This window comes from Kitasatospora griseola (assembly GCF_014648555.1).
Lineage (GTDB): Bacteria > Actinomycetota > Actinomycetes > Streptomycetales > Streptomycetaceae > Kitasatospora > Kitasatospora griseola.
Window position 1 is genome coordinate 194,885 of sequence record NZ_BMRI01000002.1, and the last position, 19,519, is coordinate 214,403.

15 protein-coding genes are annotated in these 19,519 nt (G+C 74.5%); 7 read left to right on the forward strand and 8 right to left on the reverse strand.

Annotated elements, in window-relative coordinates; genetic code table 11:
* Positions 1-841: 841 nt before the first annotated feature.
* Together IEZ12_RS03380 and IEZ12_RS03385 are read left to right on the forward strand one after the other, a co-directional pair.
* Positions 842-1,312: an NUDIX domain-containing protein gene (locus IEZ12_RS03380; protein ID WP_189270724.1), complete on the forward strand. Its 471-nt coding sequence runs from the start codon at positions 842-844 to the stop codon at positions 1,310-1,312.
* A gap of 421 nt (positions 1,313-1,733) precedes the next feature.
* Positions 1,734-3,035: an acyltransferase family protein gene (locus IEZ12_RS03385; protein WP_189270726.1), complete on the forward strand. Its 1,302-nt coding sequence runs from the start codon at positions 1,734-1,736 to the stop codon at positions 3,033-3,035.
* Positions 3,036-3,093: 58 nt separating this feature from the next.
* Here IEZ12_RS03385 and IEZ12_RS03390 read toward each other — a convergent pair whose 3' ends face one another.
* The 4 genes from IEZ12_RS03390 to IEZ12_RS03405 all read right to left on the reverse strand — a co-directional run bounded on the left by IEZ12_RS03390 (position 3,094) and on the right by IEZ12_RS03405 (position 8,686).
* Positions 3,094-3,498: a hypothetical protein gene (locus IEZ12_RS03390; RefSeq protein ID WP_189270728.1), complete on the reverse strand. Its 405-nt coding sequence runs from the start codon at positions 3,496-3,498 to the stop codon at positions 3,094-3,096.
* Positions 3,499-3,608: 110 nt separating this feature from the next.
* The gene (locus tag IEZ12_RS03395) at positions 3,609-6,503 is read right to left on the reverse strand and encodes an AfsR/SARP family transcriptional regulator (RefSeq protein WP_189270730.1); all 2,895 of its coding nucleotides are present in this window, start codon (positions 6,501-6,503) and stop codon (positions 3,609-3,611) included.
* Positions 6,504-6,644: 141 nt separating this feature from the next.
* Positions 6,645-7,214, reverse strand: coding sequence for a hypothetical protein (locus tag IEZ12_RS03400; RefSeq protein ID WP_189270731.1), 570 nt, complete (start codon positions 7,212-7,214; stop codon positions 6,645-6,647).
* Between the two features lie 128 nt (positions 7,215-7,342).
* Positions 7,343-8,686 (reverse strand): AfsR/SARP family transcriptional regulator, encoded by a 1,344-nt coding sequence (locus IEZ12_RS03405; protein WP_189270733.1) that lies wholly within the window; start codon positions 8,684-8,686, stop codon positions 7,343-7,345.
* A 207-nt stretch (positions 8,687-8,893) separates the two neighbouring features.
* On the opposite strand from IEZ12_RS03405, the gene IEZ12_RS03410 reads away from it, so the two are divergent.
* Genes IEZ12_RS03410 through IEZ12_RS03425 form a run of 4 tightly spaced genes read left to right on the forward strand, consistent with a single transcriptional unit; the run spans position 8,894 to position 11,617 of the window.
* Positions 8,894-9,499 carry a VOC family protein gene (locus tag IEZ12_RS03410; RefSeq protein WP_189270735.1) on the forward strand — a complete coding sequence of 202 codons (606 nt, stop codon included), beginning with the start codon at positions 8,894-8,896 and terminating at the stop codon, positions 9,497-9,499.
* A 26-nt stretch (positions 9,500-9,525) separates the two neighbouring features.
* Positions 9,526-10,365, forward strand: a complete 840-nt coding sequence (locus tag IEZ12_RS03415) for a LuxR family transcriptional regulator (protein ID WP_189270737.1) — start codon at positions 9,526-9,528, stop codon at positions 10,363-10,365.
* A gap of 35 nt (positions 10,366-10,400) precedes the next feature.
* Positions 10,401-11,441, forward strand: coding sequence for an alpha/beta fold hydrolase (locus tag IEZ12_RS03420; RefSeq protein WP_189270739.1), 1,041 nt, complete (start codon positions 10,401-10,403; stop codon positions 11,439-11,441).
* Positions 11,438-11,617 (forward strand): hypothetical protein, encoded by a 180-nt coding sequence (locus IEZ12_RS03425; protein WP_189270741.1) that lies wholly within the window; start codon positions 11,438-11,440, stop codon positions 11,615-11,617. The genes IEZ12_RS03420 and IEZ12_RS03425 overlap by 4 nt, the downstream gene beginning before the upstream one ends.
* Positions 11,618-11,631: 14 nt before the next feature.
* Here IEZ12_RS03425 and IEZ12_RS03430 read toward each other — a convergent pair whose 3' ends face one another.
* The 3 genes from IEZ12_RS03430 to IEZ12_RS03440 all read right to left on the reverse strand — a co-directional run bounded on the left by IEZ12_RS03430 (position 11,632) and on the right by IEZ12_RS03440 (position 15,730).
* Positions 11,632-12,867, reverse strand: a complete 1,236-nt coding sequence (locus tag IEZ12_RS03430) for an ATP-grasp domain-containing protein (protein WP_189270743.1) — start codon at positions 12,865-12,867, stop codon at positions 11,632-11,634.
* Between the two features lie 9 nt (positions 12,868-12,876).
* Entirely contained in the window at positions 12,877-14,034 is a 1,158-nt protein-coding gene (locus tag IEZ12_RS03435; protein ID WP_189270745.1) for a hypothetical protein, read from the reverse strand.
* Between the two features lie 70 nt (positions 14,035-14,104).
* Positions 14,105-15,730 (reverse strand): tannase/feruloyl esterase family alpha/beta hydrolase, encoded by a 1,626-nt coding sequence (locus IEZ12_RS03440; RefSeq protein WP_189270746.1) that lies wholly within the window; start codon positions 15,728-15,730, stop codon positions 14,105-14,107.
* 181 nt (positions 15,731-15,911) lie between these two features.
* Between IEZ12_RS03440 and IEZ12_RS03445 the strand changes: the two genes are divergently transcribed.
* Positions 15,912-16,730, forward strand: a complete 819-nt coding sequence (locus IEZ12_RS03445) for an alpha/beta fold hydrolase (protein WP_189270748.1) — start codon at positions 15,912-15,914, stop codon at positions 16,728-16,730.
* Positions 16,731-16,737: 7 nt separating this feature from the next.
* Here IEZ12_RS03445 and IEZ12_RS03450 read toward each other — a convergent pair whose 3' ends face one another.
* Positions 16,738-19,452: an AAA family ATPase gene (locus tag IEZ12_RS03450; RefSeq protein WP_189270750.1), complete on the reverse strand. Its 2,715-nt coding sequence runs from the start codon at positions 19,450-19,452 to the stop codon at positions 16,738-16,740.
* Positions 19,453-19,519: the final 67 nt, after the last annotated feature.

The window sequence follows — 19,519 nt, forward strand, 5'->3', positions numbered from 1 at the left end:
GAGCAGGACCTGCTCGCCCCGACGGACGTCCCCGGCGCGACCCTGCCTTCGGCGGAACTCGACGGCTGACCTGCCCCGGGAGCGCGCGGGAAGACCCCGTACGAACCCGGGCGGGCGCGAACGCAGGTGAGCACGAGAACAGGGGCGCGGGGGTGGACCCCCTACACCCTTGGCAAGTGGTGAGAGTGCCTGATCGGAACAGAAAGAAGCCCCGCCCGGATCAGACCGGACGGGGCTTCATGGCGCTTCGGCTGCCCTGCGGCACCGGACGCACGCCGGAGCCAGCCGGGGCCACGTCTCACATTCGCGGTTTTGGTGGTCGTGGCGGTGGAACGGGTCACGGCTGCACGGGGCCCCGTCGGCCATTCCCGGGCGGGGTGCGCCGCATATCGGCTTGCGGGTGGTGGGCGAAGGTGTTCACGGAACTTCGGCGGCGGAAGCTGGTCCGGACCGAGTTCGGCATGGGTAGCTTCATGACAGACCAGGACGAGCGGGGCTGACGACCCGGCCCCGTCCGCTACTGCTCATGCGGACGGGACTGGTCAGAGGCGCGGGTAGGCATGGACCGGTACTGCTTTCACTTGCATGCCAAGTGAATTCGCTAACGGCCGCGCCCCGGCCTGTGGCCCTGTCCGGCGGGCTTCGGGAACAGTGCCGCACGAATGGCATCCGCGACGTCCGCCGGATCAGTGGTAGCCAGGTGTCGAACTGTCTGCGCCAGCACGTCTGTCAGCGGTTTGGCACCTGCGGCGGACCGGTGCAGGCAGGCTGTTCGACACCTACGCTGCAAGCTTCGATGCAGTGTGGAACGCGGCCCTGCCGGTTGAGGAGAACTGATCACGTGGTACGCACCGAGTTCTACGACGATCCCGACGCGCCGGAGCCGAACCGCCTGGTGGTGGCGGCGTCCGCAGTGGTGACCGATGGTGAAGGGCGCATCCTGCTTCAGCGGCGTACCGACAACGGCCTGTACGCACTGCCGGGCGGCACGATGGATCTCGGCGAGTCGCTTCCGGGGGCGGCCGTCCGGGAAGTCCGCGAGGAGACCGGCCTTGACGTGGAGATCACCGGACTCGTCGGAACGTACACCGACCCACGACACGTGATCTCCTACTCGGACGGTGAGGTACGACAGCAGTTCAATGTCTGTTTCACCGCGCGCATCACGGGCGGGACACTCCGGATCTCCGATGAGTCGACCGATCTCCGGTTCGTGGCACCCGAAGACATCGGAGACCTACCGATGCACCACACCCAGCAACTCCGGCTCCACCACTTCCTGGAGAATCGAGCAACCCCTTATCTCGGCTGACGGAAGCCAAACAACAAAGGCCCCACCCCGGCCACCCGAAGAGGGAGGAAGGGGCGGGGCCTTTGTGGTTTCACGGGGTTCAGCCGTTGAGTACGTTCATCAGGCGGGCGGCGGCCTTGCCATCCGTCGTGGGGAGCGAACGGTTCCGGGCAGGGCGGGCGGTGGTGGTGGTCGACGTGGGCGCGAACCCCTCAGAGATGCGAGGTCGGCCCGCTCCGAGTAGGCGTTGCAAGACCTTCGCGCCTACTGGGAAGTGCGCGGAACGGAAGGCACTCAACCGCAAGATCGCGACGCGGGCAATGACTTGCCATTGATCGCGACCTTGCGGACAGATTGGGGCTTGTCGCTCAGTTCCCCCCGCCCTGTTGGGCAGCCCCGGATAATGGGAGATACAGGCCAGAAACTCCCGATCCGACACCTCATGCCCCTCCGCTCCCCCGACCGCAACCACTACGCAGATCTCCTGCGGGTGGCCGCGATCTGCGCCGTCGTTCTGGGTCACTGGCTGCTGACCGACGTGACCTACCGCAACGGGCGGGTCTCGGGGCAGGACGCCCTGGATGTCGTCGGCTGGGGGCGTTGGGTCACCCTGCTGTTCCAGGTGATGCCGGTGGTCTTCCTGGTCGGCGGGTACGCCAATGCCGTCTCGTGGACGGGGCATCGGGACCGCGGCGAGGGATGGGCGGGCTGGGTGCGGCGCCGCACCTTGCGGCTGCTGTGGCCGACCGCAGTGTACGTCGGCACGGTCGCCCTGGCCGCCGCCGCGGCCTGGGCGCTCGGCGCGGACCCGGTTGAACTCGCGCAGGCCGGTTGGTACTTGGCGCTGCACCTGTGGTTCCTGCCGGTCTACCTGCTGCTGATCGCACTGACTCCCGCGCTGCATGCCGCGCACGCCCGCTGGGGGTTCGCCGTGCCCGCCGCGATGGCGACCTGCGCGGCCCTGGTGGACGTCGCGGTCCTGGGTCCGCGGCTGCCGCTGGTCGGGTTCGCCAATTACCTGCTGGTCTGGGGCGCCATGCACCAGTGGGGGTTCGCCTGGCACGACGGCAGCCTCACCCGGGGGCGGCGCCCGCTCGGGCTCGCGCTCGCGGGGGCGCTCCTGCTCGTGGGTCTGCTGACCTGGGGCCCGTTCCCGGTGGACATGATCGGGGCGGGTCTGCACGCCGGCAACACCACTCCCCCGTCGATCGCCCTGCTCGCCTTCGCCGCCGCCCAGTGCGGCCTGCTGCTGGCGGCCGAGCCCGCCGGGCGTCGCCTGCTCGCCCCCGCCGCCACTCGACGGGACCGCCTCGCCGGCCTCAACCGGGCCGCGATGACGGTCTACCTGTGGCACCCCGTCCCGGTGCTCCTGGTCGCCGTCACCCTCTACCAGGTGGGGCTCGCTCCGCAGCCGTCCGTCGGTTCCTGGCAGTGGTTCGCGCTCAGGCCGGCCTGGTTCGCCGTCCTGACCGCACTCCTCGTCGCCCTGGTCGGCGCCCTGCAACGGGTGCAGCGCCCGCTGCTCACCCTGACCGCACGATCGACACCGGGCACGAACCGGTCCCCCGCCCTTCTGCTCGGCGGCCTCGCCGTCGCCCTCCCCGCCCTCGCCCGGCTGGCCGTCAACGGTTTCGCCCCGGCCGGGCGCCCGGCCGCCCTCGCGCTCGCCGCCTTCGCCTGCGGCTTCGCCCTGGTGCTTCGCTCGGGCCGTCGTGCAACGGCTCCGCCCCACCGCCGGTGGTGAGCGCGGTGGGGCGGGGGCGGCATCCGGGGGAGGGAAGCGTCAGATCGGGCTCTCGAACTCAGAAGTGCAGGTCGGGGCTGGTCTGGTAGGTGTAGCCGGTGCCGGGCTGCCAGTAGAAGCGGGCCTCGGCCTTGTAGTCGTGGCCGTAGGTCGGGTTGGCGAGGGCCCAGGTGAAGGTGTACTGGCCCGAGTGGCACGGGAAGGAGGTGGAGATGGCCTGGGTGTTGGTGGTGTAGTCCCAGATGATGATCTGCTCGGTGCAGTTGTTGCTGGCGAAGTTGGTGGTGACCGAGGTGTTGATCTGGGTCCACCCGTCACTGATGCAGACCTGCTGGTATCCCGGCCCCGCGCAACCGCCACCGACCGACGCCGAGGCTGATCCGGCGCCCGTCAGTGCGATGCCGCCGGCCGTCGCCATCGTCGCCAGGGCCAGCGTGGCCTTCCGAAGTCCCTTGATGTGCATGGTCGTTCCCCTCTGTCGGACGGCCCGGCCGGGGTGCCGGGCACGTGGGAGAGGTTCGTCGACCGCGATGGACATCCGATGAGCATGGGCATGCCGAGACGGGGGCGGTCTCAGGACAGGCCGCGAAGCAGTTCTTCGACCTCCGCCGCGTCGCCGGCCAGCTCCAGCTGCCGGTAGTGGCCCAGCGCCTGCTGGAGGCAGACCCGGGCCCGGTCGAAGTGGCCCAGCCGGGTCAGCGCCTCCCCGAGGGCCCGCAGCAGCCCGCCCTCCAGCAGGCCGCCGACCTGGCGGGCCTTCGGCAGCGCTTCCTCGGCTGCCCGGACGGTGGCCCGGTCACGGCCGGCCGACAAGTGGATGCGGGCGATCAGGCTGCCGGTGGCCGCCTCGAAGGCCAGCATGCCGAAGGAACGGAACCGCTCCACCACGTGCTCGGCCTGCTCCAGCGCGGGGCCGAGGTCGCCGCACAGGTGCAGCACCCTGGCCAGGTAGTACCGGCCGATGGACTCCGGGATCGACACCTGGCGGCCCGTCAGTTCGACGCACCGCTCGGCGGCGGCGCGGGCCTGCTCCAGGCGCCCGCAGTGGGCGTGGTTGAAGGCCAGTTCGCCGAGGACGAGCCCTTCGGCGCTCTCGTCCCCCTGGCGGCGGAAGAGTTCCGCCGCCTCCTCCAGGCAGCCGACGGCCTGCTCGAAGTCCCGCAGCGCGCGGGCGTTCGCGCCGAGCAGTTTCAGGGTGTCGGCCCGCAGCGTGAGCCGGTCCGGGCCGTCGCACAGTGCCAGGCAGCCGCGCAGTTCCTCGCCCGCCTCCGCGTAGGAGTTGGCGTGCCAGAGCATGCCGCCGCGCACCGAGCGGGCCAGTGCCTCGGCGTCCCGCTCGCCGCGGGCCTTGGCCGCGGCGGCGACCTGCCCGGCCAGGTCGGCGACGGTCGTCACGTAGCCGCGGCCGAACAGGATCGAGCTCATCTTGTCCAGCAGGTCGACCGTCCGGGCCAGTGACAACCCGTCGTCCCGGCAGGCCCGTTGGATCACCGCGCGGTGCAGCGCGGTCCGCTCCCGCAGCCAGGCGGTGGCCTCCTCGATGCTGGAGAAGCCGTGACCGTCCGGGTCGCGGTGCGCCGCGTTCTCGGCCTCGCGGGCAGCCGCAGCGCAGAAGTCCAACAGCCGGGCGAACGCGGCGGTCACCGACGCGGGGGCGTCCTGTTCGGCGCCGCGCTGCCGGGCGAACACCTTCAGCAGGTCGTGGAAACCGTACCGGTCGGCGGCGGGCGACTGCAGCAGGTTGAGGTCGACCAGCGTCTCCAGCAGGTCGCGGGTCTGCTCGGGGCCGCGGTCGAGCAGGGCGGCGGCGTCCGCGGGGCCGAGCTCGGGGGCGTCGGGCAGGGCGAGCAGCCGCAGGGCGCGGGCCTGCTCCTCGGTGAGCCGGGCGTAGGAGAGGGCGAGGACGGGCTCCACCGCGGCCTGCTCGTGGGCGAGTTCGCCGAGGCGGGTGCGTTCGTCGGCGAGGCTGGCGGCCAGGTCGGCGAGCGACTGCCCGGGGTCGGCGGCCAGCCGGGAGCCCGCCACTCGCACGGCCAGCGGCAGCCGGCCGCAGGCGGTGACGATCGCGGCCGCCGCCCCGGGTTCGGCGTCGGTCCGGGCCCGGCCGACGACGGCGGCGAGCAGGTCGAGCGCCTCGTCGTCTGCCATCGCGTCGAGCGGCAGGTGGCGGGCGCCCGGCAGGGTGCTGAGCCAGGCGCGGCTGGTGACCAGCACCGCGCAGGTCCGGGAGCCCGGCAGCAGCGGGGCGACCTGTTCGGGGCCGGCCGCGTTGTCCAGCAGGATCAGCAGCCGGCGGCCCGTCACCGTGGTGCGGTAGAGCGCGGCGCGCTCCGCGAGGTCGGCGGGGATGTCGCGGTCGGCCACGCCCAGCGCGGTGAGGAAGGCGGCGAGCGCCTCGGCCGGGTCGAGCGGGACGGCCTGCGCGCCGCGCAGGTCGACGTGCAGCCGGCCGTCGGGGAAGTGCCCGCGCAGGGCGTGTCCGACGTGCACGGCCAGGCTGGTCTTGCCGACGCCGCCGAGGCCGTTGATCGCCGAGATGACGACGGCGCCCGGGTCCGGGTGGGAGAGTGCCTCGGTCAGCCGGGCGACGTCGGCCCGACGGCCGGTGAAGTCCGGGAGCCCTGCGGGCAGTTGCTCGGGAACGGCGGTGGGCGCCGGGCCGGTGGGCCGCCGGTCGGCGACGGGCCGGGCGGCGGTGGCGAGGGACGGGTCGGCGCGGCGGATCCGCCGGTCCAGGGCGTCGAGTTCCGCGCAGGTCAGGCCCTCGGCGAGGTAGAACCGCCGGGCGTCCTCGTACACCGCCCGGGCCTCCTCGGGCCGGTCGGACAGGTGGTACTCCAGCATCAGCAGGGCGCGGAACCGCTCCCGGTAGGGGTGCGCGAAGACCGCCTGGTCGAGCTCGACCAGGCAGGACGGGCCGCTGCCGAGTTCGACGTCCAGGCCGAGCCTGGTCTCCAGCGCGTCCAGCCGGCGCTCCGTCAGGTGCCGCCGCAGCTCGGCGGCGTGCGGGCCGGGCAGGCCGGCCAGCGGCTCGCCCCGGTGCAGGTCCAGCGCCCGGGCCAGCAGGTCGCGCGCGCCGGTGCGTTCACCGGCGGCGAGGGCCTCGCCGGCGCGGGCGACCAGCCGGTCGAAGGCGACGGCGTCGACCGCCTCGGCGGGCACGTCGAGGCGGTAGCCGCCGTCGACGGTGACCAGCAGGTGCCCGGCGGCGTGGTTCCTGAGCTCCCTGCGCACCCGGTAGGCGTGGGTGGCGAGGGCGGACCTGGGGTTGCCCGGCGGGTTGTCCTCGTCGAAGACCCCGCTCCCGAGCCGTTCGACGGTCAGCGCCCGCCCGGGAGCGGCGAGCAGCATGGCGAGGAACGCCTGCTGCTGGCGGCGGCCGAGCTCCAGCCGCTGTTCGCCCGCCCACCCGGCGAGCGGGCCGAGGAGTCGGAAGCGCAGGCCCTGCGGGGCGGCGGCTGTCTCCATGTCAGGTCTCCCTGGGTTCGTTGCCCCCGGGCCGCCGGACGGAGCCGGACGCGGCCGCGCCCCGTGAGGTCGGGGGCGGCCCGGGGTGGTGCGTGGTGCGGCGTGGTGCGACCGGCCGGTCGGGAAGGGCGCTGCCGGTGCTCAGCAGCCGGTCGGCGGCGGCAGCACGACGTAGGGGCTCTCGACCGAGCTGGGGCTGACGATGCCGCCGTGGGTCTGGCCGGGGACGTACGTGATGCCGGGCTGCCGCTCGAACAGGGTGCGGTTGCAGGTGTCGGTGATCAGCACGTCCGCGTTGCGCCAGAGCGTCACCCGCGCGTGCGGGTGCCCGGCGGTGCCGCTCTCCCAGCACAGGCCGCCGCCCGCGTCGAGGACGACCAGGTTGCCGTCGGTGCGGATGACGGCCTTGGCGCCGCAGCCGACGGTACCGGTCGCCCAGGTCGGCTGCTGGCGGGAGAAGTCGTTGTCCGGCGCGTAGTAGGCGACGAGGTTGCCGTCGCTCTGCATGATGAGCCGCGCCGTGCCGAACTGGCCCTTGTTGTCGATGTGCGCGTCGGTGTTCGGCAGCTGTTCGCCGTCCCAGATGCTGACGGTCGCCCGGTCGTAGGCGGCGTGGGCGGTGCCCTGGGCGGTCAGCACGCTCGCTGCCGCCAGCGCCAGGGCGGCGAGCGCGACCGGGCCCCGGGTGGCTCGTACGGTGGTGCGGCTCAACTTCTCGGTCCTCTCGATGGTGCTGTCCACGACGGGTGGCGAGGCCCGTGACCTGCGTCTCCGGGCGATGATCACGTCGCAGTCCGGATTCTGGGCGGCGCGGATTGACGCCCGATGAACGGTGGCGTTTACGCCTCGTCGGACGGCCCCGCCGTGGGGAGCACGGGCCCGGGGCGCGCAGCCGCGGGGGGCGCGGCCGCGGGGCGCGCGGCCGCGGGGAGCACCGCGGAGATCGGCCAGGCGGGGCGGCGCACCAGCCGGTCGGCGGCGTCCCGCAGCGCGCGGGGCAGGTGGCCGCAGGCGGCGGCCAGCGCCCGGGCGGCCTCCGGTTCGCGGTCCGACCGGTCCCGGCCGAGCACCCGGCCGAGCAGTTCCAGCGCCTCCTCCGGGGTCAGCGGCCCGACCGGGACGGTGCTCGAACTCCCCTCCCCCGAATGGCCGTTGAGGACGACCAGGGCGGCGCTTCCGGGCCCGGCGGGCAGCAGCGGCCGGATGCCGTCGACGTCGGCGGCGCCGTCGAGCACGACCAGGATCCGGCGGTCGGCGAGCAGCCGGAGGTACAGGGCGCGGCGCTCGGCGGCGCCCGCCGGCACGGCCTGTTCCTCGACGCCCAGGGCGCGCAGGAACGGCGCCAGGAAGTCGGCGGCGGCCCGGTCGTCCACGCCGTGCAGGTCGGCGTACAGCTGCCCGTCGGGGTGGGCGGGGCCCGCGAGGTGGGCGGCGCGGACCGCCAGCGCGCTCTTCCCGGCGCCGGGCGGGCCGGTGACGGTGACGATCGGCGGCCCGGTCCGCTCCGGGGCGGCCAACAGCTCGGCGATCCGGGCGAGTTGACCGTCGCGCCCGGTGAAGTCGCCCGGGTCGGGCGGCAGTTGGAAGGGGCGCAGCACCGGCCGGGCGGCGCCGGCCCTGAGCTCGACCGGCCCCGGCGCGTCGAGTTCGCGCAGTGCCTCCTCGCGCCGCCCGGCCAGCATCCGGCGTTCGTGCTCGGCGAACGGGCCGGGGACGCCGTCCAGCGCCGTCGGCCCGTGCCAGAGGCCGAGCGCGTCGGCCAGCAGCTCGCGGGCGCGCTGGGGCTGCCAGTTCAGGCGGGCGGTGGCGGCGTCGGCGAGCGCGGACAGGAAGACCGTCCGGTCGATGCGGGCCGGATCGACGTCCAGGCAGTACCCCTTGCCGACGTGCCGCAGGACGCTCCCGTCGCCGCCCAGCGCGGTGCGCAGCCGGTACATGTTGCCCGGGAGCGCCCCGGCCCGGTCGGGCGCCTCGTCCCCCTCCTCGCCCCAGACCCCGTCGATGATCTCACTCACCGTCACCGGCCGTCCCGCGTGCGCGAGGAGCACGGCGAGCACCGCCCGGTCCCGGGCCCGGTTGATGCGCAGCTCCTGGCCCGCGCGCCGGGCCTTCAGGGGGCCGAGAGTGGTGAAGTGCAGCTCCAGCGCGTCCTCCCCGCGGTGATCATGTTGACGTTCCGTCATGTTATCGCTCCCCGTCCCGCCGATCCCCGGGCCGGAACGGCCTCCGACCCCCGGCCTGGACGGCCCCGCCCCGGGCCTGGACGGCGCCCCCGGGCCCCGGGCCCGTGTCCGGGCCAGTGTTCGGCACGGGCTCGACCGGCCCGCGATCCGGGGATCGTCGGCGGTGGAGGTCGAAGGGCGGCTTCCCGAACGACAGAGGAGCCCACGATGGTGGATTTCAAGCTTGAGGTTCTGGTCCTCCCGGTCTCGGACGTGGACCGGGCCAAGGAGTTCTACGCCCGGATCGGCTTCCGCGAGGACATCGACTTCTCCGGCCCCGGCGGCTTCCGGCTCGTGCACTTCACCCCGCCGGGCTCGGCGGCCTCGCTCATCATCGGCAGCGGCGTGACCGACGCCGCACCGGGCTCCGAGCGCGGCGTGCACCTGATCGTGGACGACGTGGTCGCGGCCCGCGCCGAGCTGGTGGCGGCCGGGGTCGAGGTCGGCGAGGTGTTCCACGACGCCGGCGGCGTCTTCCACCACGCCGGCACCGCCGGTCGGGTCGCCGGCCCGCACCCGGAGCGGCGCTCGTACGGCTCGTTCGCCTCGTTCGCCGACCCGGACGGCAACGTCTTCGTCCTGCAGGAGGTCACCGTGCGGGGCCCCGGCCGGATCAGCCACGTGGTCCACCGCTCCACCGCCGCCCTCGAGTCGGCGCTGCGCGACGCGGCGGCCGCCCACGGCACGTACGAGGAGGAGCTCGGCCACGCCGACGCCGACTGGCCCGCGTGGTACGCCGCGCACATGGCCCGCGCGGCCGGCCTGGACAGCTGACGACGACGAACGGGAACGGGGCGGCCATGACCGGGTGGGGACAGTGCGGCGGCGCGACGACGATCGGCCGCGAGGACGAGCAGGCGGAGCTCGCGGCGTTCGTCCGGTCCGCCGCGGGCGGGGCCCTGCTGCTGCGCGGGGAGGCGGGCGCCGGCCGGAGCGCGCTGCTGCGGCACGCCGCCGCGCTCGCCGAACAGGAGGGCCGGACCGTCGTCCGGGCGGCCGGCGTCGAGGTGGAGTCCGCCCTGCCCTGGGCGGGGCTGCACCAACTGCTGCACCCGCTGCTCGCCGACGCCGCCCGCCTGGACGACGGGACCAGGGCGGTGTTCGAGGCCGTCTTCGGCGGGCCGCGGGACGACCCGCCGTCGGTGATGACGCTCGGCATCGCCGTGCTGCGCCTGCTGGCGCTGGCCACCGAGCAGCGGCCCCTGCTGCTGGTCCTCGACGACGGGCAGTGGTTGGACGACGCCAGCGCCGACGTCTGCGGTTTCGTCGGCCGGCGTCTGACCGGCCGCCCGGTTCAGCTGCTGGTCGCGGTCCGTGACGACCTCCCGTCGCGTTTCGACGCCGCCGCCCTGCCCGAACTGCCGCTCGCCGCCCGCCCCGACGGGGACGCGCCGACACCGGCCGAACTGCTCGCCGCCCGGGCGGCGCGCCGCGCCTTCGCCGCGGAGCCGGGTGCGCTGACCTGGCAGGAACGCCGCGTCGCCGACCTGGCGGCCGGCGGCCTGACGAACAAGCAGATCGGCGTGCGGATGCACCTGTCGCCGCGCACCGTCAGCTCGCACCTCTACCGCGTCTTCCCCAAGCTGGGCGTCACCAGCCGGGCGGCCCTGCGCGACGCGCTCAGCCGCACCGCGGGATGACGCCTCCCCACACTTCTCCGGAAAGGGAACACGACATGATCAGCAGGCGCACCTTCACCACGGCGGTCGGCCTCGGCCTCGGCGCCACCGCCCTGCCGACCGACGCGTCGGCCGCCACACCGACGACGACCGTCCCGAGCATCGCCCCCGGCGCCCACACCGGGTTCACCGACCTGAAGCGCGTCCGGGCCGGCGTGCTCGACATCGGCTACGCCGAGCTCGGACCGAAGCACGGGCCAGTGGTCGTCCTGCTGCACGGCTGGCCGTACGACATCCACAGCTTCGTGGACGTGGCCCCGCTGCTGGCGGACGCCGGCCACCGGGTGATCGTGCCGTACCTGCGCGGCCACGGCACCACCGCGTTCCTGTCGCCGACCACGCCCCGCAACGCGCAGCAGTCCGCGATCGCGCTGGACATCGTCGCCCTGATGGACGCCCTGCGGATCCGTCAGGCGGTGCTGGCCGGCTTCGACTGGGGCTCGCGGACCGCCGACATCATCGCGGCGCTGTGGCCGGAGCGGGTCAGGGCCCTGGTGTCGGTGAGCGGCTACCTGATCACCGACGTCGCTTCCCAGCGCAACCCGCTGCCGCCGAAGGCCGAGCACACCTGGTGGTACCAGTACTACTTCGCCACCGACCGCGGCCGCGTCGCCATGGAGACCAGGCAGAACCGGCACGACCTGTGCCGACTGGTCTGGGACGAGGTCTCCCCCACCTGGGACTTCGACGACGCCACCTTCGAACGCACCGCCGCGGCCTTCGAGAACCCCGACTACGCCGCCATCGTGATCCACAACTACCGCTGGCGCCTGGGCCTGGCCGACGGCGAACGCCGCTACGACCCGTACGAGCAGCGGCTCGCCGCCCGGCCGGCCATCGCGGTGCCGACCATCGCCCTGGACCCGGCCCTCGACCCGTTCCTGGCCTCCACCGACGGCAGCGGGTACCGGCGGTTCTTCACCGGCCCGTACGAGCACCGGGTGCTGCCCGGCATCGGCCACAACGCGCCGCAGGAGGCCCCGGCGGCGTTCGCCCAAGCGGTGCTGGACGCCGAGCGCCTGGCGGTGCGCCAGTGACCGGCCGGGAGCCGGCGGCGGAGGCCCGCCGGGCCCGGTTCGGCGCGCTCCCGCAGCGGATCGCCTTCGCCGACATGGTCGAGGAGCGCCCGCCCACGGATCGGCCGGCGGCCGGGTACGACCCCGACGCCCTCGCGGTCCGGTTCGCCTGCCTGGCGGCGGACCTGGGCCTGTGAGACCCGGCGGCCCGTCACTCGATCTCGTACATCCCGGCGCCGTCGAGGTACCGCACCGTGTTGAGGTCGCGCTGGAGCACCGCGTCCACCGGGTGCTTCAGCGTCAGGGTGGCCGGGTAGCCCCGGTCGTAGGTGGTCGGGACGATCGGGCTGCCGGGTTCGACCAGCACGGTGAGGTCGCGGAAGCTCTCCAGCTCGCGGACCCGGTCGAGCGCCCGGTAGCGGACCAGCCGTCCGGCGGCGGGGGCGACCAGGGCCGCCCAGGCGAACGCGTGCCGCCGCCGGTAGCCCCGGCCGGCCCGGGCCCGGAACCGCTCCGGGCGGGCGTAGGCGTCGACGATCCACTCCAGCTGGCCCTCGCCCAGCAACTCGGCCGTGTAGTACGGGAGTCCGGACATCCGGGCGCCCGCCTCGACCAGCCGCGGGCCGTCCGGCGTCAGCTTGATCTCCAGGTGGGCCGCGCCGTGCCGGATGCCGAGCGCGTCCAGCACCCGGCGGCCGTACGCGGCGAGTTCGGGGACGGGCTGCTCGTCGCAGCGCATCAGCACCTGGGCCACCACCAGGTCCCGCACCCCGTTGGCGGTGATCCGGTCGGTCCGCCAGGCGTCGGTCAGCTGGTGGACTCCCGCGCTGCTGACGGTGTTCAGGATGTACTCGGCGCCGACCAGGTACTCCTGCGCCACCACCTCCTCGATCGGCTCGCCGTGGACCGTCCCCCGGCTGCGCAGCCGCCGCAGCGCCGCGACCGACTCCTCCGGGGTGTCGCAGAACGACACCCCGTCGCCCCAGTAGCCGCGCAGCGGCTTGACCACCGCCACGCCGGCCAACTGCTCGTGCCAGGCGCGCAGTTCTGCCTCGTCGGCGGTGCGGAGCTGGCGCATGGCGGGCACTCCGTGCGCCCTGAGCGTCTCGATCTGCACGTACTTGTCGCGGCGCGCGGCACTCAACCGGGTGCCGTTGGTGGGCAGTTCGAGCCGCTCGGAGAGCGCGTCGGCGAGCTCCACCCCGGTCTCGCGGCCCGGCAGCACCGCGACGGGCCGCAGCGCGGCCAGCCTCGCGGCCAGGGCGTCGACATCGCCGTCGTGGACCAGCACCCGGCCGAACCTCGCCTCGTCCACCGGGTCGACGCCGAACGGGAGTTCAGGCGTGCTCTGCACCTGGACGACCTCGCCGCCCACCGCGTCGAAGGCATCGACGTGGCCGTGGGCCGCGCCGAACGCATCGACGACGGCCACCCGGAACGCTGACATGTCGTCTCCTCACCGGTTGGTCGGAACAGCCTTGAGCGAAAGGACGTCCCGGCGGAGTTCGAGCAGCCGGTGGACGCCGTTCGTGAGGACGTGGCGCACGCTGAAGCCCGAGGTGCCGGGGTGCTCGGCGTTCAGGACGTCGCGCTCGCCGGCCTGCGCGCCGATCTCCCGGCGGGTCAGCCCGGCCCGGTCCTCGAACGCCTCCGGCAGCATGCGCCGGGTGATGCCCAGGTGCACCATGCGGAAGTCGACGAACCTGTCGACGAGTCGGACCAGCCGGTCGATCCCGTCGTCGTCGAGCGCAAGCCTGCCGTCCCGCACCGACTGCCGCACGTTCACGCCCAGGCTGGAGGCGCTGCGCCACTGGGCGAGGACCGGCCGGGCCCAGGACGGGAAGTAGGACATCGCCAGGTCCAGGTAGCTGCCGTACTCCGTGGTCGGCGGCAGCAGGACCAGTTCGAGCAGCTGCACGCTGGGCATGAACGCCCCGCTCGCACCGCGCGGACCGCCGGGGTGGCCCAGGTGGAAGTGCCGGAACCGGCCGAACGCCTCCCCGGACAGCCGACGGTAGCTCGCCATGTGCGAGGTGAACTCCGCGACGCAGCGGGCGGCGTCGTCCAGCACCGCCGCCGGCTTCACCGCGTCCGGCGCGGTGACCAGCGTCCGCAGGCCGTACGCGGCGGACCTGATCCACGGCTCGGACAGGTGGTGGCCGAGGTAGAAGTCCCGTTCCATGGCGCCGAGTTGCCCGGGCGAGAACACCCGGATGTCACCGCTGCGCCGGTACTCCTCGCAGTTCACGTCGATCAGCAGCTCGTAGCTCAGGTACGGGTCCAGCGACCGGAACCGCGCGCACTGCGCGGAGATCAGCTCCGTCAGCTCGCGCGGCGCGGCCTGCGGCCCGGCGGGAACGAACCCGCCGAGCATGAACAGCAGGTCGAGCTGGGTGATCCGGGCCACCCCCGGATCGTCCCCGAGCGGACCGACCGAGGCCAGCAACTCGCGCTGTCTGTCGGCCAGTTGCCGGTACGTCAGGCCGCCGCTCGCCACCTCGGAGAGGTCCTGCGGGAGCCGGTGCAGGACGTAGTCCCGAAGGGGCGACGAGGATCGGACGGGCGCCCGGGGTCCGGAGTCCACGGAGCCGTTGAAGAGATCGCTTCTGTCCACTTCCACTCCTTGTCCGCAGTGGGGAGTCGGGGGCGGGCGGGTGGCCGCAGCACCGGCCCGCCCGGTCAGGTCAGGGCTTGACGCAGCGGAAGCTGCTCGCGGCGTTCGGGTCGCCGTAGGCGTAGCGGGAGACCATCGGGTACCGGCACACCTCGCGGGCGACGTTCCGCCCGTCGGCAGTGGGCAGGGTGGCGTGCAGCACGCCCGGGGCCCTGCCCTGCTCGACCCAGGCGGTCAGCGCGGCCAGGTCGTCGGCGCCGTTCAGCGAGCAGTGCGCGACGCCGGGGGCCAGGAAGACCCGGTAGAAGTCGTCGACCTTCGCGCTGCCGCCCATCCGGGCCTCGACGCGCTTGCGGTAGTCGACCGTGCCCGCGGTGGGGATCACCGGGTCGGCGTCGCCGTGCCAGGTGAGCAGCTTGCCGTCGGCGTCGCGGAACGCGGAGAGGTCCGCGTCGCGGGTGCCGATGACCGGGTCGAACTCGGTGCGGGCCGTGCGGAAGATCTCCTCGAACTGCGGGTACGTCAGGTTCGCCGAGCTGAACCCGGGCTGCTTCTTGACGAAGTTGGCGACCCATTCGGCGGGGACGATGAACGGCGCGCCGGTGGTGACGCCGTCCGTGGTGGTGCTGGCCGCGAGGGGGCCGAAGTCGGCGCCGACCGGCAGCCCGTACCAGAGCCGCCTGCCGTTGCCGTCGCGCGGGCCGTCCCAGATCCTGCGGACCACCTCGGCGTCGGCGGCGCCGATCGTGTACTCCTTGCCGTCGCACACCACCTTGGCACCGATCAGCCGCCGCGGGTCGAAGTCGCACCGGTTCGGGTCGCTGATCAGCCCGTCCGCGATGCCGTCGAGCTTGTCGCAGGCCTTCAGCGCGGCCTTGTTGAACGCGTTGAACTCGCAGGCGGTGGGGTAGGTGTGCTGCTCGCTCATCACCACCTGCGGCCACAGCGTGGCCACCTCGAACTGGTTCCAGTTGACGGCGGGCGAGGCCGCGTTGATGCCGTCGAAGTCGGTCGGGTACTTCTGGGCCTCCAGGTAGCCCTGGCGGCCGCCGGTGGAGCAGCCGTTGAAGTACGAGCGGAACGCGGTGTGGCCGTAGACGCCGTCGACGACCTGCTTACCGACCAGCGCCATCTCGTGGACCGAACGCGAGGCGAAGTTCTCCAGCAGCGCGGCGTTGATCCCGCCCTGCCCGTTCAGCGCCCAACTGCTGTCCAGGCCACTGGTGTCCACGCCCGCGTCGGTGGTGGCGGCCGCGTAGCCCTGCTTGACGGCCACGGCCACCGAGCCGATGTTCCCAGCGGCGTACGCGGCGCCGCCGGCCGCCTGGAAGCGCCCGTTCCACCCGGACTCGGGCAGCCACACCTGCACCTTGGCGTGGTCGTTCGCCCCCGGGTGGGTCAGCGTGACCGTCACCTCGCAGTGCGCCGGCACGTCGGGGACCTGGCCGCCGCCCAGCGGCGGACTGCCGGGCACCTGGAACGCGCCCGCCGGCACGGCCGTCGCCGTCACCGACTCCACCGAGGCACCCTCCGGCGCCGAGGGCTGGAACGGGGTACAGGCGAACGGTACGGAACCGGAGGCGGTCAGCGTCGCGCCGCCCGCCGGACCGGCCGAGGCGCTCGCCGGTGCGTTGACGGCTGCGGCCGCCGCCAGCGAGAATCCTGCCGCCGCGAGCCTCAGAAGCCGTCGATTCATGTGTCTCTCCTCGAATTTCGGGAATCGCGCGACCACTGTCGCCGCCCCGCCGACTGGGACACATCAGTCATCCGACGTTCTGTGGCCATGCAGTCATCCGACCGATGCGGACGCCCGGCGCGCGGGAGACAGTGAACGCCCGAACCCCCGAAGACCGAAGACCGAAGCCAGGAGCGTCGCCATGTCGATCACCCAGAACGGCCGCGGACGGCGGCTCGCCGCGGCCCTCGCCGCAGCCGCGGGCGTCCTCGCCCTCACCGGAGCGACAGCCGGCCCTGCGGCGGCCGACCGCGGACCGAAGCCGACCGTCGTCCTGGAGCACGGCGCGTTCGCCGACGCGTCCAGCTGGAACGGCGTCATCGCCCGCCTGCGCCACGACGGTTACCCGGTCGTCGCCGCCGCGAACCCGCTGCGCGGCCCGGCCTCCGACGCCGCCGCGCTGCGCAGCGTCATCGACCACATCGACGGCCCCGTCGTGCTGGTCGGCCACTCCTACGGCGGCTCGGTCATCAGCGCCGCCGCCGTCGGCGAACCGCGCGTCAAGGCACTGGTCTACGTCGCCGCGTACCTGCCCGCACCGGGCGAGTCCGCGCTGCAACTGACCGGACAGTTCCCCGGATCCACCCTGGCCGGCGCCCTCGACCCGGCGCCGTACCCGCTCCCCGACGGCAGCACCGGCACCGACCTGTACATCCGACAGGGAAAGTTCCGCGCGCAGTTCGCCGCCGACGTCCCCGCCGAGAAGGCCGCACTGGCGGCCGCCACCCAGCGCCCGATCGCCCAGGCCGCGCTGACCGAACCGGCCATCGCCGCCGCCTGGCAGACCGTCCCCAGCTGGGACATCGTCACCACCCAGGACCTGAACATCCCGGCCGCCGCCCAGCGCTTCATGGCCGAACGCGCCCACGCCCGCACCACCGAGGTCGCCGCGTCCCACTCCGTCGCGGTCCCCCACCCCGACCTGGTGGCCGGCGTCATCGAAAAGGCGAGCATGAGCTGACGCTCAGTCAACTCGAAGCCAGCGCCCCCTCGATCTCCCGCCGGTTGGTGATCCCCAGCTTGCCGAACACCTTCCGCAGGTGCCACTCCACCGTCCGCGGGCTGAGGAACAGCTGCGCGCCGATCTCCGCATTCGGGTGCCCGGCGGCGGCGAGGCGGGCGATCTGCGCCTCCTGCGGCGTCAGTTCCGGCCCGCCGACGGCCCGTTTGCGCACCGTCTCACCGGTGGCGAGCAGCTCGCGCCGGGCCCGTTCGGCGAACGCCTCCTGGCCCATCCGCGCGAACTCCTCGTACGCGGCGCGCAGTTCGTCGCGGGCCAGGGCCCGCCGGTTCTGGCGGCGCAGCCATTCGCCGAACAGCAGCCGGGCCCGGGCCTCGAACACGCCGAGCCCGCCCGCCCCGAAGTGCCCGACGGCCTCCCGGTAGCGGTCCTCGGCCTGCTCGGGCGGCCCGGCCAGCGCCTCGGCGACTGCCCGCGCGCCGAGCGCCCACGGTGTACCGGCCCGACCCCAATCGGCCAGCCGCTCCCGCGCCCCGGCCGCCGCGGCCGGGTCCCCGGCCCGGACGGCCGCCTCGACGAGTTCGCCGCACGTCCAGTGGTGCACGGCCAGGTCCTGGTACTCCGCGCCCCGCAGCGCCGCCTCCAGCGCCAACGGGTAGTTGCCGAGGCCGTTGTGGAGCACGGCCCGCGCCCACGCCGCGGTCGCGGTGAGCCGGCCGAGGCCGCACCGCTCGCCCTCCCGTTCGGCCGCCCCGATCGCGGCCAGGGCCGGCCGTTCCCGGCCCTGGTACGCGCCGATGCCGGCCGTCGCGGCCAGGCGCATCGCCAGGCCGGCGCCGTTCTCGACGGCGGTCGCCCCGGCCAGCAGTTCGCGGGTCTCGGCGAGCCGCCCGGCGAAGCCCAGCGCGGCCGCCCGGTGCGGCAGCGCCGTCGAGAGGATCGACAGCGCGCCCGTCGTCCGGGCGGAGCGGACCGCCCGCTCGGTGACGTCCAGCCAGGCCGCGAGGTCGCCCAGCTCGGCGGCGGCGTTCGCGGCCGCCCACAGCAGGGCCGGATCGTCGATGTCGGGGACGGCGCGCAGCGCCCGCGCCAGCAGCGAGTGCACGGCGGCGGGCCCGTCCGTGGTCCACGCGGCGAGGGCGCGCAGCAGGATGCCCGCCGGCTCGTCGCCGGGCGGCAGCGCGCGTGCCGCCCCGGCGACCTGCCGCAGTGCCCCGTCGTCGTGCCGGCCGGCCCAGATCGCGGCGCCGAACGCCATCAGGGCGGTCTCCCGCGCGGCGGCCGGGTCGAGCGCGCCGAGCCGGTCCGCCGCGTCCAGCAGCGGCCGCACCACACCGAGTTCCGGGCCGGCCAGGGCCGCCACCCTGGCCCGCAGCCGGTGCACGTGGGCCTGCTGGAGCGGGTCCAGCGCGCCGAGTTCGGCGGCGGCGAGCAGGTCGGGCACCCGGGCCGTCAGCCCGGCCGTGAGGTACGCGTCCGCGGCGGCCAGCGCGCGCCGCGCCCGTCCCTTCGGGTCGGGGGTGAGCGCGGCGGCCCGTTCCAGGAAGGACGCGGCGGCGGCCCGCCCGCCGCGGGCCAGCGCCCGGTCCGCGGAGCACTCCAGTTCGACGGCGACCTCCTCGTCCGGCCCGAGCGCGGCATGCGCCCGGTGCCAGGCCCGCCGGTCGGGGTCGCGCCCGCCGTCGGTGGCCTCGGCCAGCGCCCGGTGCGCGGCCCGCAACGCGGTCGCGTCCGCGCCCCGCCAGACGGCGGAGCGCACCAGCGGGTGCCGGAACCGCACCGCGGCCCCCACCGTGATCAGCTCCCCGGCCGGCGCCGCCGCCTCCGGCCCGACGCCGAGGAACCGCAGCGCGTCCCACAGCAGCGGCCCGTCGCCGACCGGTTCGACCGCGGCGACCAGCAGCAGGGCGCGGGTGTCGGCGGGCAGCGCCTGCACGCGGCGCCGGAAGCCGTCCTCGACCCGGGTCGCCAGCGGCCCGGCCCCGGGCCCGCCGAAGCCGAACGCCAGCTCGGCGGGCGACAGGCCCCGGGGCAACTCCAGCAGCGCCAGCGGGTTTCCGCCGGTCTCGGCGACGATCCGGTCCCGCACCCGGGCGTCGACCGGCCCGGGCAGCACGCTGTCGAGCAGCGCCCGGGCCTCGGCGTCGCCCAGCCCGCGCAGCGCGAGGTCCGGCAGTCCGGCGAAGCCCTCGTCGCCCGCCCCGTCCACGGCCCGCTCGGCGAACACCAGCGCCACCGACTCGGAGTCCAGCCGCCGCCCGACGAACGCCAGGATCCGCTGCGACATCAGGTCCAGCCACTGCGCGTCGTCGACCAGGCACACCAGCGGGGCGTCGGCCGCCGCCTCCGCGAACAGCCCCAGCACCGCCATCCCGACCAGCAGCATCTCGGGCGCCGCCCCGCCGCTCAGCCCGAACGCCACCCGCAGCGCGTCCCGCTGCACCTCGGGCAGCCGCTCCAGCCGGTCCAGCAGCGGCGCGCACAGCCGCTGCAGCGCCGAGTACGCGAACTCCGCCTCGGCCTCCACCCCCGCCGCCCGCACCACCTGCAACTGCCCGGCCAGCGCCGCCAGTTGATCCAGCAGCGCCGACTTCCCGATCCCCGCCTCCCCCCGCACCACCAACACCCGGCTGCGCCCGCCGCGCACCTCGCGCAGCAGCCGCTCCAACTCCCCCGACTCCCGCTCCCGCCCGAGCAGTTGACGCTTCGCCTGGTCCGCCATGGTCCCCTCCGGTGTGAATCCCCTCCCGGAGGAGCCATGACCATCCTACGAACACCGCCCGAACTGC